Origin of the sequence: Pseudomonas sp. ICMP 561, assembly GCF_002699985.1 — a bacterium.
GTDB lineage: Bacteria > Pseudomonadota > Gammaproteobacteria > Pseudomonadales > Pseudomonadaceae > Aquipseudomonas > Aquipseudomonas quasicaspiana.
The window spans coordinates 128,018-141,932 of the sequence record NZ_LKBT01000056.1 but is presented as its reverse complement, the minus strand read 5'-3'; the positions used below and the strand labels follow the sequence as shown (position 1 = coordinate 141,932).

At 57.2% G+C, this 13,915-nt stretch carries 13 protein-coding genes; 6 read left to right on the top strand and 7 right to left on the bottom strand.

The features are described from left to right. Window positions 1-255 precede the first annotated feature (255 nt). Window positions 256-1,377 carry a GNAT family N-acetyltransferase gene (locus AO242_RS24495; protein ID WP_099270738.1) on the top strand — a complete coding sequence of 374 codons (1,122 nt, stop codon included), beginning with the start codon at window positions 256-258 and terminating at the stop codon, window positions 1,375-1,377. A 209-nt stretch (window positions 1,378-1,586) separates the two neighbouring features. On the opposite strand, the gene AO242_RS24490 is transcribed toward AO242_RS24495, so the two are convergent. The 4 genes from AO242_RS24490 to AO242_RS24475 form a co-directional block, all read right to left on the bottom strand. Continuing rightward, window positions 1,587-3,419 (bottom strand): ABC transporter ATP-binding protein, encoded by a 1,833-nt coding sequence (locus AO242_RS24490; RefSeq protein WP_099270737.1) that lies wholly within the window; start codon window positions 3,417-3,419, stop codon window positions 1,587-1,589. 112 nt (window positions 3,420-3,531) lie between these two features. After that, window positions 3,532-4,098: a peptidylprolyl isomerase gene (locus AO242_RS24485; protein ID WP_027902946.1), complete on the bottom strand. Its 567-nt coding sequence runs from the start codon at window positions 4,096-4,098 to the stop codon at window positions 3,532-3,534. A 114-nt stretch (window positions 4,099-4,212) separates the two neighbouring features. After that, window positions 4,213-5,013: an alpha/beta fold hydrolase gene (locus AO242_RS24480; RefSeq protein ID WP_099270735.1), complete on the bottom strand. Its 801-nt coding sequence runs from the start codon at window positions 5,011-5,013 to the stop codon at window positions 4,213-4,215. A gap of 13 nt (window positions 5,014-5,026) precedes the next feature. Beyond that, window positions 5,027-5,950 carry a LysR family transcriptional regulator gene (locus AO242_RS24475; protein WP_027902948.1) on the bottom strand — a complete coding sequence of 308 codons (924 nt, stop codon included), beginning with the start codon at window positions 5,948-5,950 and terminating at the stop codon, window positions 5,027-5,029. Window positions 5,951-6,009: 59 nt separating this feature from the next. Between AO242_RS24475 and AO242_RS24470 the strand changes: the two genes are divergently transcribed. The 4 genes from AO242_RS24470 (at window position 6,010) to AO242_RS24455 (ending at window position 9,867) form a co-directional block, all read left to right on the top strand. After that, window positions 6,010-6,324 (top strand): 3-phosphoglycerate kinase, encoded by a 315-nt coding sequence (locus AO242_RS24470; RefSeq protein ID WP_099270733.1) that lies wholly within the window; start codon window positions 6,010-6,012, stop codon window positions 6,322-6,324. Window positions 6,325-6,606: 282 nt separating this feature from the next. Continuing rightward, window positions 6,607-7,206 carry an FMN-dependent NADH-azoreductase gene (locus tag AO242_RS24465; RefSeq protein ID WP_099270732.1) on the top strand — a complete coding sequence of 200 codons (600 nt, stop codon included), beginning with the start codon at window positions 6,607-6,609 and terminating at the stop codon, window positions 7,204-7,206. Between the two features lie 255 nt (window positions 7,207-7,461). Continuing rightward, window positions 7,462-8,676 (top strand): aldose 1-epimerase family protein, encoded by a 1,215-nt coding sequence (locus tag AO242_RS24460; RefSeq protein WP_099270730.1) that lies wholly within the window; start codon window positions 7,462-7,464, stop codon window positions 8,674-8,676. 324 nt (window positions 8,677-9,000) lie between these two features. Further along, window positions 9,001-9,867, top strand: coding sequence for an EamA family transporter (locus tag AO242_RS24455; RefSeq protein ID WP_099270729.1), 867 nt, complete (start codon window positions 9,001-9,003; stop codon window positions 9,865-9,867). Window positions 9,868-9,920: 53 nt separating this feature from the next. Here AO242_RS24455 and AO242_RS24450 read toward each other — a convergent pair whose 3' ends face one another. From AO242_RS24450 to AO242_RS24440, 3 genes are all read right to left on the bottom strand, one after another. Then, window positions 9,921-10,706, bottom strand: a complete 786-nt coding sequence (locus tag AO242_RS24450) for a Fic family protein (RefSeq protein ID WP_099270727.1) — start codon at window positions 10,704-10,706, stop codon at window positions 9,921-9,923. After that, on the bottom strand, window positions 10,703-10,975 hold the full coding sequence (locus AO242_RS24445; protein ID WP_099270726.1) for a hypothetical protein: 273 nt from the start codon (window positions 10,973-10,975) through the stop codon (window positions 10,703-10,705). Before AO242_RS24445 ends, AO242_RS24450 begins: the two co-directional genes overlap by 4 nt. Window positions 10,976-11,066: 91 nt before the next feature. Beyond that, a complete protein-coding gene (locus tag AO242_RS24440; RefSeq protein ID WP_099270724.1) occupies window positions 11,067-12,320 on the bottom strand; it encodes a mechanosensitive ion channel family protein in 1,254 nt (417 codons plus the stop codon). A 181-nt stretch (window positions 12,321-12,501) separates the two neighbouring features. Here AO242_RS24440 and AO242_RS24435 point away from each other — a divergent pair, with 181 nt between their 5' ends. Next, on the top strand, window positions 12,502-13,848 hold the full coding sequence (locus AO242_RS24435; RefSeq protein ID WP_027898061.1) for a DEAD/DEAH box helicase: 1,347 nt from the start codon (window positions 12,502-12,504) through the stop codon (window positions 13,846-13,848). The last annotated feature ends 67 nt before the right edge of the window (window positions 13,849-13,915 follow it).

Sequence of the window (13,915 nt, the reverse complement as noted above, 5' to 3'; positions counted from 1 at the left end):
TGAATAAGGACGACATCAGGTCATCCTGGGGAAACCGCCCCACAGGCAGGGCGTCTGAGGGTTAGTACCCCCGGTTCTAAAAACAGGCGCCAGTATCACGATGGGTTATGACAAAAAGGTGGCACAACGATGGCGTCTCGGTGACATTTAAAAGTCTGTAAGCCTTGAGCTAGAGCCTTCGAAGCCGAGACGGGTGACCATTGTCGACTGATGGGGGATACTGCTGCGTCGCTCGATTCAGTTGGGGAAGTCCGCATGCCCGTCCAGATATCTACCCTTGATAACGTCGTGCCTGCCCAATGGGACGCACTGGTTCCGGGGGGGCAGCCGTTCGTGCGCCATGCGTTTCTCAGTGCGCTGGAAGACAGCGGTAGCCTCGGGCCACGCTCGGGCTGGCAGGCTGAACACCTGCTCAATTATCAGAATGGTGAGCTGGTCGCGGCGATGCCTGCGTATCGCAAGTGGCACTCTTACGGCGAGTACGTGTTCGATCACAGTTGGGCTGATGCTTGCCGTCGCGCGGGCATCGCGTATTACCCCAAACTGCTGGTGGCGGTGCCGTTCAGTCCGGTGAGTGGCGCAAGGATTTTGTCGGCGTCGCCTGAGGCCGGCATTGAGTTGCTCAATGCTGTGCCCGGTTATCTTCAGGACCAGGAACTCTCAAGCGCACACGTTAATTTCACCGACCCCTTGGCCGATGCGTTTCTGGACGAGCAGCCAGGCTGGCTACAGCGTTATGGTTGCCAGTTTCATTGGCAAAACCGTGGCTATCGGGATTTTCAGGACTTCCTCGATGCCTTGAGTTCGCGCAAGCGCAAGCAGATGCGCAAGGAGCGCGAGCAGGTAGCGGGGCAGGGCATCGAGTTCGACTGGCTCGAAGGCCATCAGCTAAGCGAGCTGCTCTGGGATTTCGTATATGCCTGTTACTCCAATACCTACGAGGTGCGTGGGCAATCGCCGTATCTGACGCGTGAGTTCTTTAGTCTGTTGGCCGAGCGCATGCCTGAGGCCATCCGGGTGGTGCTGGCACGACAAGGTTCACGGCCGGTGGCCATGGCGTTCAGCTTGTTGGGGGGGGACAGTTTTTACGGGCGCTATTGGGGATGTCTCGCGGAGTTCGACCGCCTGCATTTCGAGACGTGTTTCTATCAGGGCATGGATTACGCCATCGCCCATGGCCTGAAGCGTTTCGATGCCGGGGCGCAAGGCGAGCACAAATTGATTCGCGGCTTCGAGCCGGTCATCACCCGTTCATGGCACTACTTGACCCATGCCGGGCTGAAGGACGCGGTCAGTGATTTTCTTGACCAGGAAAGGGTTGGCATCCTGGCGTATGCCGAAGATGCCAAAGGAGCGCTGCCGTATCGGCAGGTTTGAGTCTTGCGCGGTTCAACGTGGGGACTATACCAATCACGTTCCTCATGCCCTTACACAATCCCGTAGGACTGGCTTTAGCCGGGAGGACGTCGGACCTTTCGCTAAATATCCATCGCCAAAAATACCGCCCTCCCGGCTAAAGCCAGTCCTACAAGGTCCAGAGCCCCACAGGGGGTATTCCAACCCATCAGTTGTAGGGTCTAACAGAATCAATCAATCCCCACAAACCCACCGGTCTGATGCTGCCACAGCCGTGCATACAAGCCACCATGCGCCAGCAGTTCAGCGTGGGTACCGCTTTCAGCAATGCGGCCGTTTTCCAGCACGACCAGCCGGTCCATTCGGGCAATCGTCGACAGGCGGTGGGCGATGGCGATCACGGTTTTGCCTCGCATCAAGGTTTCCAGGCTTTCCTGAATGGCTGCTTCGACTTCCGAATCCAGCGCTGAAGTGGCTTCATCCATGATCAGAATCGGCGCGTCCTTTAGGAGTACACGGGCGATGGCGATACGCTGGCGTTGCCCACCAGACAGCTTCACGCCGCGTTCTCCCACCTGAGCGTCAAAGCCCACGCGTCCTTCGGAGTCTGTCAGCAGCGGGATGAACTCATCCGCCCGAGCCTTGCGCACGGCTTCCCACAACTGCTCGTCGGTGGCCTCCGGTTTGCCGTAGAGCAAATTGTCACGGATCGAGCGGTGCAGCAGCGACGTGTCCTGAGTGATCATGCCGATCTGTTCGCGCAGGCTTTCCTGAGACACATGGGAAATGTCCTGACCGTCGATGAGGATCTGTCCGCCCTGTACGTCGTACATGCGCAACAGCAGGTTGACCAGCGTCGACTTGCCCGCACCTGATGGACCAATCAGACCGATTTTCTCGCCCGGTCTGATGTCCAGGTTCAGGCCGTGAATGATTCCGTTACCGTTGCCATAGTGGAAATCCACACCGTCGAACTTCACGCCGCCCTTGTCCACGTTCAAGCGCGGTGCAGGCTTGCGATCGGTGACGCTGACCGGTTGGGAAATGCTCGCCAGACCGTCCTGCACCATGCCGATGTTTTCGAAGATGCCGTTGACCACCCACATGATCCAGCCAGACATATTGACGATACGGATCGCCAGGCCAGTGGCCAGGGCGATGGCGCCCACCGAGATCAGGGACTGGGTCCACAGCCACAACGCCAGACCGGTAGTGGTGACGATCAGCACCCCGTTCATGGTGGTGATCACGGTGTCCATGGCGGTCACCACGCGACCGGCCAGCTGGGTTTTTTCGGTCTGTTCGATAATCGCTTCGCGGGCGTACTGTTGTTCGTAATTGGTATGAGCGAACAGCTTCAAGGTGGTGATGTTGGTGTAGCCATCAACGATACGCCCCATGAGTTTGGAGCGCGCATCCGAGGACACCACCGAGCGTTCTTTCACACGGGGGACGAAGTAGCAGAGCGCGGCAATATATGAAGCAATCCACGCCAGCAGCGGGATCATCAGGCGCCAGTCTGCTTCAGCGAACAAGACCAGGGCGCTGATGGCGTAGATCAACACGTGCCAGAGCGCATCCACAGCCTGAACGGCCGAGTCGCGCAATGAGTTACCGGTTTGCATGATGCGTTGGGCAATGCGCCCGGCGAAATCGTTCTGGAAGAACCGCACGCTCTGCTTGAGCACATAGCTGTGGTTCTGCCAGCGAATCATGCTGGTCATGCCGGGGCTGATGGTCTGGTGCACCAGCAGGTCGTGCAAGCCAACGAATATCGGACGTAACAACAGGGCAACCACGGCCATCCAGATGAGCTCGTTGGCGTGGATACTGAAAAAGTCTTTATCGGGCGTGCCCTGGGCCAGATCAATGATACGGCTCAGGTAACTGAACATCGCGACTTCGATCAACGCGCCAACCAGGCCGACTACCAGCAAGGCTGCGAAGCTTGGCCAGACCTGACGCAGGTAGTAGATGTAGAAAGCTAGAACGGTATTGGGCGGGGCGTCGGTGGGAGCGTCACGGAAGATATCGATCAGTTTTTCGAAACGACGATAGAACATTGGCAATGATGCCCACGAGTTAGGCGGGCTCTCCTTACTGAGCGGATATTCCCTTGATCGGACCGCATGAAATCAAGAATGCTTAAACTGATTTCATGCGGACACGTTTAGCTTATTCGACTCGCTTGGCGGACTTGATGTAGATCGGGTCGAGAGGGACGTTCTGCATGCCTTGCTTGTTGCCGGACTGGGCGTTGACGATCTGGTCGACTACGTCCATGCCCTTGACCACTTTGCCGAACACCGCGTAACCGAAGTCGCGCACGCCGTTGTCGAGCATGGCGTTGTCGGCCGTGTTGATGAAGAACTGGCTGGTGGCCGAATTGACTTGCGAGGTACGGGCCATGGCAACGGTGCCACGCACGTTATGCAGGCCATTGTTCGCTTCGTTCTTGATCGGATCTTTGGTCGGCTTCTGCTGCATTTGCGCAGTGAAACCGCCGCCCTGGGCCATGAAACCCGGGATCACACGGTGGAAAATCGTGTTGTTGTAGAAGTTGCTGTCGACGTAGCCCAGGAAGTTCGCAGTGCTGATCGGAGCCTTCTGGTCTTCGAGCTGGATTTCAATCGCGCCGAAGCTGGTGTCGAGCACGACGCGGGTCGGCTTGGCAGGTGTTGCAGCCATGAGGTTGGCGGCGAACAACACGGAGCAGGCGGCGATGACGATTTTTTTCAGCATGGGTCAGTTGATCCTGATTGATGGTTTCGACTGCGATCGATAATGCAGACACATGAAGCGATGCAGGCTGCAAGGTAATCACGTTTGGCTTTTTTTGCCCAGCGTGAAAGCGCTTTAGACGTTCACGTCCGCCTGTACGGCATCGATGAATTCCAGGGCGATACGGTTGAACTGCTCCGGGTGCTCAAGCGGCGTAGCGTGACGCGAGTCTTTGATGACCACCAGTCGAGCATTCGGGATCAGTCCCACGTACGCTTCTTTAAGCGCGACCGGTGTGTAATCCCGATCGGCACTGATCACCAGTGTAGGGCAGGTAATGCGCGACAGCTTGTGCTCGACGCCCCACCCGACGATTGCATCAAAGCTGGCCAGATAAGCGCGTTTGTCATTGCTCGCAAAGCGTTCGGCCATGAGATGGCGTAAATGTGCATGTTCGGGTTTCGGGAACAGATTGTGACTCACCGCTTTACCCAGGGTACGCATGCCCAGCAGCCGCGCCAGCACCCAACGCTTGGTGTATTGCCAGACATCGTTGGCGCTGCGCACTTTGACCTGGGGTGCACTGTTGACGATGCACAGGCTTTTCAGCAAATGAGGATAATCCACCGCTAACTGGAAACCGATCATCCCACCCATGGACAGCCCCAGTACATGCACCTGGCCCAGATTGAGGTGCTCGATCAGCGCTTCGACATCGGCACTGAAGCCACGAATGCTGTAGCGCTCCCGGGGTTTGTCGGAGCGCCCGTGGCCGCGCATGTCCATGGCGATGACCCGATAACGGGCGGCGAATGCCGGGATCTGATACTCCCAGTCCCGGCAGCTTGAGCCCAGGCCATGCAGCAATAGCAAGGGTGGGCCCTGGCCATATTCTTCGTAATGCAACGAGCAGCCGTCATGTTCGAAATGGGCCATGGACAGGTCCTTGTCAGGCTTGTTGAGGCGCGGCGAAAGCAGCGGTCAGCGGTGCGGTATCAAAGGTGCGGATCAGTTCGATGAGAATCTGCGTCGCTGGCCCCAGTGGTTTGTCTTTGCTGGAGTAAAGATAGAAGGTCGGGTTACGACTGCCACCTTTGTCCATCGGCAATGCCTTGAGTACACCTTCACGCAGTTCGCGTTCGATCAGGTGACGCGGCAACCAGGCAAAGCCTAGACCACTGCTGACAAATGTCGCGGCGGTCGGCAGGCTGCCGACCGTCCAGCGCTGCTCAGCGCCCAGCCAGCCGACGTCTCGGGGTTGCTGACGGCCGGAATCGCGGATCACCACTTGCAACTGGCTTTCCAGATCCTGAAAGGTCAGTTCTCGGTGCAATTGATGCAGTGCATGTTCCGGGTGGGCGACGGCGACGAACTCCACGGTGCTCATTTCAGTGCCCAGATAACCAGGAATGCTGAAGCCACTGATCGCCAGATCGGCAACGCCTTCGAGCAAGACTTCTTCTACCCCTGACAGCACTTCTTCGCGCAGCCTGACGCGGCAGCCACGGCTTTGCGGCATGAAGGCGGTCAGTGCCCGGACCAGTCTTGCGTTGGGATACGCGGCGTCCACCACCAGACGCACTTCGGCTTCCCAGCCTTGCTCCATGTGATGGGCAAGGTCTTCAAGCTGGCTGGCTTGTTTGACCAATTGACGGGAGCGGCGCAGCAGCACGCCACCCGCTTCGGTCAGCACCGCCTTGCGCCCGTCGATGCGCAACAGCGGCACGCCAAGTTGCTCCTGCATACGCGCCACGGTGTAGCTGACTGACGATTGCGAGCGGTGCAACACGTCGGCTGCCTGGGCGAAGCCGCCGTGATCGACCACGGCCTGCAAGGTTCGCCATTGATCGAGAGTGACGCGGGGGGCTTTCATGTGATGCTCCTCTTTTGCTGCGCTTTATCCTAATCTGCAATCCCTTCTGGAGACTGCCGATGAACAGAATCTGTTGTGTATTGCTGGCGCTGCTGCCGTTGACGGCTTGGGCGTACCCCATCGAGGTTGAGAAAAGCTACGAGGGCGTTCAAGTCGACTACACCGCTCACGATAGTTTTCACGACATGGGCTCCATCACCGTGAACAACTACGGCGACGTCGACGCCAAATGCAGCGTGGTGTTTCGCAACGGCCCCGAAGCTCCCCGTACCCGGCGCATTACCGTGGCCGCAAAAAAAAGCGCGGACGTGACCGCCAAATTCAACCGCAGCATTATCAAACTGCGCATCAGTCTTACCTGTAAAACCGAATGATGCTGGTAGCCGTGTGCCGTTTTTCTGGATTGATTCGCGCCTTGTAGGAGCTGACGAGCACCGCGAGGCTGCGATAGCGATTCGCCTGACACACCGCAATCGCAGCCTCGCGGTGCTCGTCAGCTCCTACAGAGCCTGACATGGCAGGTATCAGGGTAAACGAGCGCTAGGACAAAACAAGTTATTAGATATTTTGTAGCAGGTTTTTACGCTTTTTAATCGATATGTTCACATTTAACCTTCACTCCATCGAACACATTTTCTTCGTTGGAGCCACAGATCATGTCCCACGTTCTCGTCATCGAAAGCAGCGCCCGTCAGCAAGGTTCGGTTTCCCGCCAATTGACTCAACAGTTCATCGGCCAGTGGCAAACCGCGCATCCTGCTGATCAAGTGACGGTTCGTGATCTGGCCGCAGACCCTGTGCCGCATCTGGATTCGACATTGCTGGGTGGCTGGATGAAGCCCGCCGATCAGCGCTCGGCTCTAGAGCAAGCCGCACTGGAGCGCTCTGATGTACTGACCGATGAGCTGGTTGCAACGGACGTTCTGGTACTCGCCGCACCGATGTACAACTTCGCAATCCCGAGCACCCTCAAGGCATGGCTGGATCATGTATTGCGTGCCGGTGTGACCTTCAAATATGGCGAAACCGGTCCGCAGGGTCTGCTGGTCGGCAAACGCGCCATCGTTCTTACGGCTCGCGGCGGTATCTACGCTGGCAGCAGCCTGGACCATCAGGAACCGTACCTGCGTCAGGTACTGGCGTTCATCGGCATTCACGACGTTACCTTCATCCACGCTGAAGGCTTGAATATGGGCGGTGACTTCGTCGAGAAGGGTATGAACCAGGCCATCGCCAAACTGGCTCAGGTGGCCTGATCTGAAGCATTGCTGCGCGCTCTACTGAATCGACTTCCCCTTGGCACCTCCCGCTTCTGGGTGCATGGCCCGATAGATCCCCTTTTTTGGCGGGTTATCGGGCTTTTTTCTTTTGTGTATTTCAGCGACGACTTCGTCTGAATTGCATTTCCTGTTTGTCTGCATTTTGACTAGACTCGGTTGGTAGCTGAATCGATTAATCCGATTCAGCCTGATGCTGCTGCGAATCCAATAATTCCAATAAGGACTACCCCAATGAAACCTCTTGCCTGGCTTTTCGGCCTCAGCGCAATTGCCGTCGCTACACAGGCTGCCGCCTGGGACTACGTGTTGCTCGATACCGACAAGCCCGCCCAGAACCAGCAAATCACCAGCGCCCAACTCGGGGTCAAGACCGACAAACCGTTCTCCATCACGATGCGCACGCTGCATGGCGGTCGGCAGGAAGGCGTGAGCGTAATTGATATCGACAACGGCACGATGAAGCTTACGGTGGTGCCCACCCGCGGCATGAACGTGCTGCAAGCGTCTGTGGGCGATGTGCGCATGGGCTGGGATTCGCCGGTGAAGGACATCGTCAATCCAGCGTTTATCGAACTCAATGGCCGTGGCGGTCTGGGCTGGCTGGAAGGGTTCAACGAGTTGGTGACCCGCTGCGGTTATGAATGGGTCGGGCACCCGGGCATGGATAACGGCGAGTTACTGACCCTTCATGGTCGCGCCGCGAACATTCCGGCCAGTAAAGTGACGTTGCACATCGATGAGAAGCCGCCGTTTGCCATCCGTCTCAAAGGTGAATTGAAAGAACAGGCGTTCAAGAAGGTCGACTTCTCGGTGCAGACCGAGCTGGTGACTGATGCCGGCAGCACGCGCTTCACCCTCAACGACACGTTGACCAATAACGGGGACTACGCGAAGGAATATCAGGCGCTGTATCACAGTAACTTCAGCACGCCGTTCCTGGAGCAGGGCGCTCGTTTCGAAGCGCCGGTGAAGCAGGTTTCACCGTTCAACGAGAAGGCCAAAGGTGATCTTGGGGACTGGCAAACCTATCGCGCGCCAACACCCGACTACGACGAAACCGTTTACAACGTGGTGCCGTATGGCGATGCCAAGGGTGAGACCCTTGCGGTCCTGCATAACAAAGGCGGCAGCCTGGGTGTGTCGCTGGGCTTCAATACCCAGCAGCTGCCAGTCTTCTCGTTGTGGAAAAACACTGACACCAAAGGCCAGGGTTACGTGACGGGTCTGGAGCCGGGCACCAGCTTCTCCTACAACCGCCGTTACCAACGCCCGCTGAATCTTGTGCCGACCATTGGTCCCAAGGAGCAACGCCAGTTTGAGATCAGCTACAGCTTGTTAGCTGATAAAGCAGCAGTCGATACCGCGCTGGGCAAGGTCAAAGATATCCAGGCCGGGCGTGCGACCGAGGTGCGTAAAGAGCCGTTGGTGGATTTGAGTAAGGAGTAGTTGACTGGCTTCAAGCAAACCAACTGTGCCGGAACGGTCGAGCCGAAAGGCCACAGTGCCTGAATCGTCCGAATGCAGCCCAGAACAAACACCGCACGCGGGCTACATTCCTCTGTTGGAGCGAGGCTTGCCCGCGAAGAACGATAACGCGGTCTGCCTGGATTAACGCGTTGACTGATTCGCGGGCAAGCCTCGCTCCAACAGAGGATGCGGTCTCACGCGTATGCGGTGGTTGGCTTGCTCGCGATTAGTCACAACCATGATTGAAATAGACACCTAATCCCCCAACCCGTTAAGGTCGCCGCCTTCAACGGGGGAGTGCTCATGGGTTATCTACTTATCGTGACGCTGATCCAGGCGTTTTCATTCAGCCTGATCGGTGTTTTTCTGGCAGGGCATGTCGACAGCTACTTCGCTGTGCTGATCCGCGTCGTGCTGGCCGGGCTGGTCTTCATCCCGCTGACCCAGTGGCGTCGGGTGGAGCCGGGCTTCATGCGTGGCATGCTGGTCATCGGTGCGCTGCAATTCGGCATCACCTATGTATGCCTGTACCTGAGCTTCCGGGTGCTGACCGTGCCGGAAGTCCTGCTCTTCACTATCCTCACGCCACTGCACGTAACCCTGATCGAAGACGCGCTTAATCGACGCTTCAACCCTTGGGCCCTCGTGGCCGCACTGGTTGCTGTGCTGGGCGCAGGCGTGATTCGTTGGGACGGTATCGATGGCAACTTCCTTGGCGGCTTCCTGTTGCTGCAAGTGGCCAACTTCACCTACGCCGCAGGTCAGGTGCTGTACAAACATCTGGTCGCCCGCTACCCCAGTGACCTGCCGCACTACCGGCGCTTCGGTTACTTCTACCTGGGTGCGCTGATCATCGCCTTGCCCGCGTTCCTGATGTTCGGTAACCCGCAAAGGTTACCGGACGCAGCGGATCAGTGGGCAGTGCTGCTGTTCCTCGGGTTTTGCTCCACGGCGCTTGGCATGTATTGGTGGAACAAGGGCGCGTGTCTGGTCAACGGCGGCACCCTGGCGGTCTTCAACGTCCTGCATGTGCCGGTCGGGCTGCTGATCAATCTGCTGATCTGGAACCAGAACGAACCACTGGAGCGCCTGGCTTTTGGCGGGGTGCTGATTCTGGTGTCGTTGTGGGTTAGTCGGCTTGGTTCGATGGGGCGGAGATCCGCATCTTGAAGACTCAACAGAAGGTTACAGATTCTGAAACCTTCTGTTGAGTGACGCTTCTTTCAGGGATCTGTCCGGTATCGCTTTTTGGCGGCTTGGGCCCTGTAGCGCTCTAGCATTTCTGGCGTATCGGCGGCTCCTGCAACGTAGACTTCATCGTCCATTGCGTTGACAGGATGCGCGCCATCCAGGCCTTGAATGCTTACGATCTGATCAAGCCAATCGTCACGGCTAGTAACCGGGCGAATAAAGTTGCTCAGATAGCGGTCGAGAATTCCCAGTTCGGGCGAATCAATTTCCTGGCTCAGCGCTTGGAGGTAAGCATTTTTCTCAGTCGCAGCCCAGGCGATTGAGAATCCGGCGCGGAAGCATAGCTCCATGTGCACGAGTAAGATCGCTCTACCGTTGCCGTCGAGAAAAGGATGGGCGAAAGCAAACAGGCCCATGATGGTCCCGGCTTTTTCTTTCATTTTATTTTTGTCGCTAGCCAGGCGCAGGGCATAGTCGACGGCGAGTTTTATCTGCTCGGGTCTTTCGAATTCAGTGCGGAAAGGCGAGTCTACGTCGCCCTTCGAGATTTCTTTGTCGGGGGCCGTGGAAAGCCGATCGCGACCGGCCCAGTGATAGAAGTCCTGAAAAAGTGTCCTGTGCGTCTCCAAAACTGTTTGATAGGAGATTTCATCAGTCATAGCGAGCATATCCAGTGCCGACTCGATTCGAGAGGTAAAGGCAACATGCTCCATACGTTTAACTTTTTCGAGATCCTTCTCGGCAGTAGCGTTCTCCAGATATCCCTTTGTTTTAAAAGTACCAAATGGGTCGAAAACGGCGTGACGTCGGCTGCTCATCGAGCTACTGGATACTTTACGTTCGCCTTGAGCTCATCCAGATAACGCGAGTGCAGTTTCATCATGTCCGGACCAGCGATGAAGCCTTTCCGGCTGAGGCTGATGAGCAAGCCCTCGATATCGTCTGGATTTACTTCGTCGCCAGCCAGGCGGGTGACTACACGAGACACCTTATCCAGCCTGGATTCGGTGTAGTGAACACCGTTGCGTTCCGCTAGAGATCGAATGAATCCGGATACGTTCTTCTCGGGGATATTCAGGGTTGCCATGTCGAAGGGCCTCCTTCTGTAGTTGCCGCAGTGTAGCAAAACTGAGTATGGACGGGGGTTGGAGTCATTGCGCGGAAGATTCAGAAAGGCATCATTTACCCGCCAACCCCACCCGCATATCCGACCCGCTCGGCTGTTGATAAACCCCAAGCCCGAACTCCGGCAGCACGGCCAGCAGGTAATCGAAAACATCGCCCTGAATGCGCTCGTAGTCGGCCCATACGGTGGTGCGGGTGAAGCAGTAGATTTCCAGCGGCACGCCTTGGGACGTGGCTTCCAGTTGGCGGACCATGCAGGTCATGTCCAAGTGAATGTCGGGGTGGCTTTTCAGGTAGGCCAGCGCATAGGCACGGAAGGTGCCGATGTTGGTCATGCGTCGGCGGTTGGCGGATAGCGCTGCGACGTTGCCCTGAGCCTCATTCCAGGCGAGCAATTCCGCCTGTTTACGGCTGATATAGTCGGTCAGCAGGTGCACCTGGCTGAGCTGCAACTCTTCATCGTCACGCACGAAACGCACGCCGCTGGCGTCGATGAACAGGCTGCGCTTGATGCGTCGTCCGCCGGATTGCTGCATGCCACGCCAGTTTCTGAACGACTCTGACATCAGGCGCCAAGTTGGAATGGATACAATCGTCTTATCAAAGTTCTGCACCTTGACCGTGTGCAGCGTGATGTCGACGACATCGCCGTCGGCGCCGACCTGTGGCATTTCGATCCAGTCGCCCACCCGCAGCATGTCATTGCTGGTCAGTTGCACGCTGGCCACGAACGAGAGCAGGGTGTCCTTGTAGACCAACAGAATCACCGCCGACATGGCACCCAGACCCGAAAGCAGCAGTAACGGCGAGCGGTCGATCAAGGTGGCGACGATGATGATCGCGGCAAAGATATACAGAATCATCTTCGCCAGCTGTACATAGCCTTTGATCGAGCGGGTACGGGCGTGGGTGGTGCGGGCATAGATATCGAGCAGGGCGTTCAGCAGCGTCCCTATTGCCAGCGTCATGAACAGAATGGTGAACGCCAGTGCGATGTTGCCGATGACGTTCTGCCCGGTTTTGCTGAGGTCAGGTACCAGGTTCAGGCCGAACTGGATCACCAGTGAGGGGACCATTTGCGCCAGCCGATGAAAGACCTTGTTGTGGCGTAAGTCATTGACCCAGTGCAGTGCGGGCTGACGGCCCAGTATTTTTGTAGCGTGCAGAATCAGAAAGCGCGCCAGTCGCCCGGCGACCAGCGCGACGACCAACAGCAACAACAGGCCGAGGCTCGCATGCAGGACGGGATGTTGATCAAGAACTGCCCAGAGATCCTGGGCGCGGCGCCATAACGATTGAATATCCATAGATGATCTTAAAAATCCGGTAGAGAAAAGCGCCGCAATTAGAACATTCATGGCGCAGATAAGGGGACACCTTGGCAAATTGCGTAACAAAATCAGCCATTGGTAGTAAAGAAACTCGGCTCGGGCGGCCGAAACCGTTACGCTATGCGCCGTATTTTTGTATTTCGTCGAGGTAACACCCGTGTTTTCCCAATTCGCCCTGCATGAACGCCTGCTAAAAGCCGTGGCCGAGCTTAAATTCGTCGAGCCGACGCCAGTGCAAGCTGCCGCCATACCTCTGGCGCTGGAAGGGCGTGATCTGCGGGTGACGGCGCAAACCGGCAGCGGCAAGACTGCTGCATTTGTATTACCGATCCTCAATCGTCTGATGGGCCCGGCCAAGGTTCGCGTCGACATTCGTGCCGTGATCCTGCTGCCGACCCGTGAACTGGCGCAGCAGACGCTCAAGGAAGTCGAGCGTTTCTCGCAGTTCACGTTCATCAAGTCCGGCTTGATCACCGGCGGCGAAGACTTCAAGGTCCAGGCCGCCATGCTGCGCAAGGTGCCGGATATCCTGATCGGCACTCCAGGCCGTTTGCTGGAGCAATTGAACGCCGGCAACCTGGACCTGAAAAACGTTGAAGTGCTGGTCCTCGACGAAGCTGACCGCATGCTGGACATGGGCTTCTCCGAAGACGTCGAGCGTCTGGCCAATGAGTGCGCCAACCGCCAACAGACCTTGTTGTTCTCGGCTACCACCGGCGGTGCCGGTCTGCGCGAAATGATTGGCAAGGTGCTGAATAATCCGCAGCACCTGCAAGTCAACAGCGTCAGCGAGCTGGCTTCCGGTACGCGTCAGCAGATCATCACCGCTGACCACAACAGCCACAAGGAGCAGATCGTCCACTGGCTGCTGGCTAACGAGACGTATCAGAAGGCGATCATCTTCACCAATACCAAAGCCTTGGCCGACCGCCTCTATGGCCGTCTGGTAGCGCTGGACTACAAAGCTTTTGTGTTGCACGGCGACAAGGATCAGAAAGACCGCAAGGCCGCTATCGACCGTCTGAAGCAGGGCGGCACCAAGGTGCTGGTTGCTACTGACGTCGCCGCTCGTGGCCTGGACGTTGAAGGTCTGGATCTGGTGATCAACTTCGACATGCCGCGCAGTGGCGATGACTATGTTCACCGTATCGGTCGTACCGGCCGTGCGGGTGCCGAAGGCCTGGCTATCTCGTTGATCTGCCACGGCGACTGGAACCTGATGTCCAGTGTCGAGCGCTACCTCAAGCAGACCTTCGAGCGTCGTACCATCAAGGAAGTCAAAGGCAGCTACGGCGGGCCGAAGAAGGTCAAGGCTTCAGGCAAAGCCGTTGGCGTGAAGAAGAAAAAGACCGACGCCAAGGGCGACAAGAAGAAAACCGGTGCCAAGGCCCCAACCAAGCGCAAAATCGCTAACCGGCCGAAGACCGACGCCTTGTCGCTGGTCAGCAAAGACGGCATGGCCCCGCTGAAAAAGCGCAAGACCGAAACGCCTGCGGCTGAGTAAGTAGCCCGCAATTCTCTCGTAGGACCGGCTAAAGCCGCTCCTGCGCTGAGAGCTCTGATTCATCTCC

What these genes read in the sequence shown, in the direction of transcription:
- AO242_RS24490 (WP_099270737.1), bottom strand. Translation starts at nt 3,419, where the DNA reads ATGTTCTATCGTCGTTTCGAAAAACTGATCGATATCTTCCGTGACGCT.
- AO242_RS24495 (WP_099270738.1), top strand. Translation starts at nt 256, where the DNA reads ATGCCCGTCCAGATATCTACCCTTGATAACGTCGTGCCTGCCCAATGG.
- AO242_RS24485 (WP_027902946.1), bottom strand. Translation starts at nt 4,098, where the DNA reads ATGCTGAAAAAAATCGTCATCGCCGCCTGCTCCGTGTTGTTCGCCGCC.
- AO242_RS24450 (WP_099270727.1), bottom strand. Translation starts at nt 10,706, where the DNA reads ATGAGCAGCCGACGTCACGCCGTTTTCGACCCATTTGGTACTTTTAAA.
- AO242_RS24460 (WP_099270730.1), top strand. Translation starts at nt 7,462, where the DNA reads ATGAAACCTCTTGCCTGGCTTTTCGGCCTCAGCGCAATTGCCGTCGCT.
- AO242_RS24455 (WP_099270729.1), top strand. Translation starts at nt 9,001, where the DNA reads ATGGGTTATCTACTTATCGTGACGCTGATCCAGGCGTTTTCATTCAGC.
- AO242_RS24480 (WP_099270735.1), bottom strand. Translation starts at nt 5,013, where the DNA reads ATGGCCCATTTCGAACATGACGGCTGCTCGTTGCATTACGAAGAATAT.
- AO242_RS24445 (WP_099270726.1), bottom strand. Translation starts at nt 10,975, where the DNA reads ATGGCAACCCTGAATATCCCCGAGAAGAACGTATCCGGATTCATTCGA.
- AO242_RS24465 (WP_099270732.1), top strand. Translation starts at nt 6,607, where the DNA reads ATGTCCCACGTTCTCGTCATCGAAAGCAGCGCCCGTCAGCAAGGTTCG.
- AO242_RS24475 (WP_027902948.1), bottom strand. Translation starts at nt 5,950, where the DNA reads ATGAAAGCCCCCCGCGTCACTCTCGATCAATGGCGAACCTTGCAGGCC.
- AO242_RS24470 (WP_099270733.1), top strand. Translation starts at nt 6,010, where the DNA reads ATGAACAGAATCTGTTGTGTATTGCTGGCGCTGCTGCCGTTGACGGCT.
- AO242_RS24440 (WP_099270724.1), bottom strand. Translation starts at nt 12,320, where the DNA reads ATGGATATTCAATCGTTATGGCGCCGCGCCCAGGATCTCTGGGCAGTT.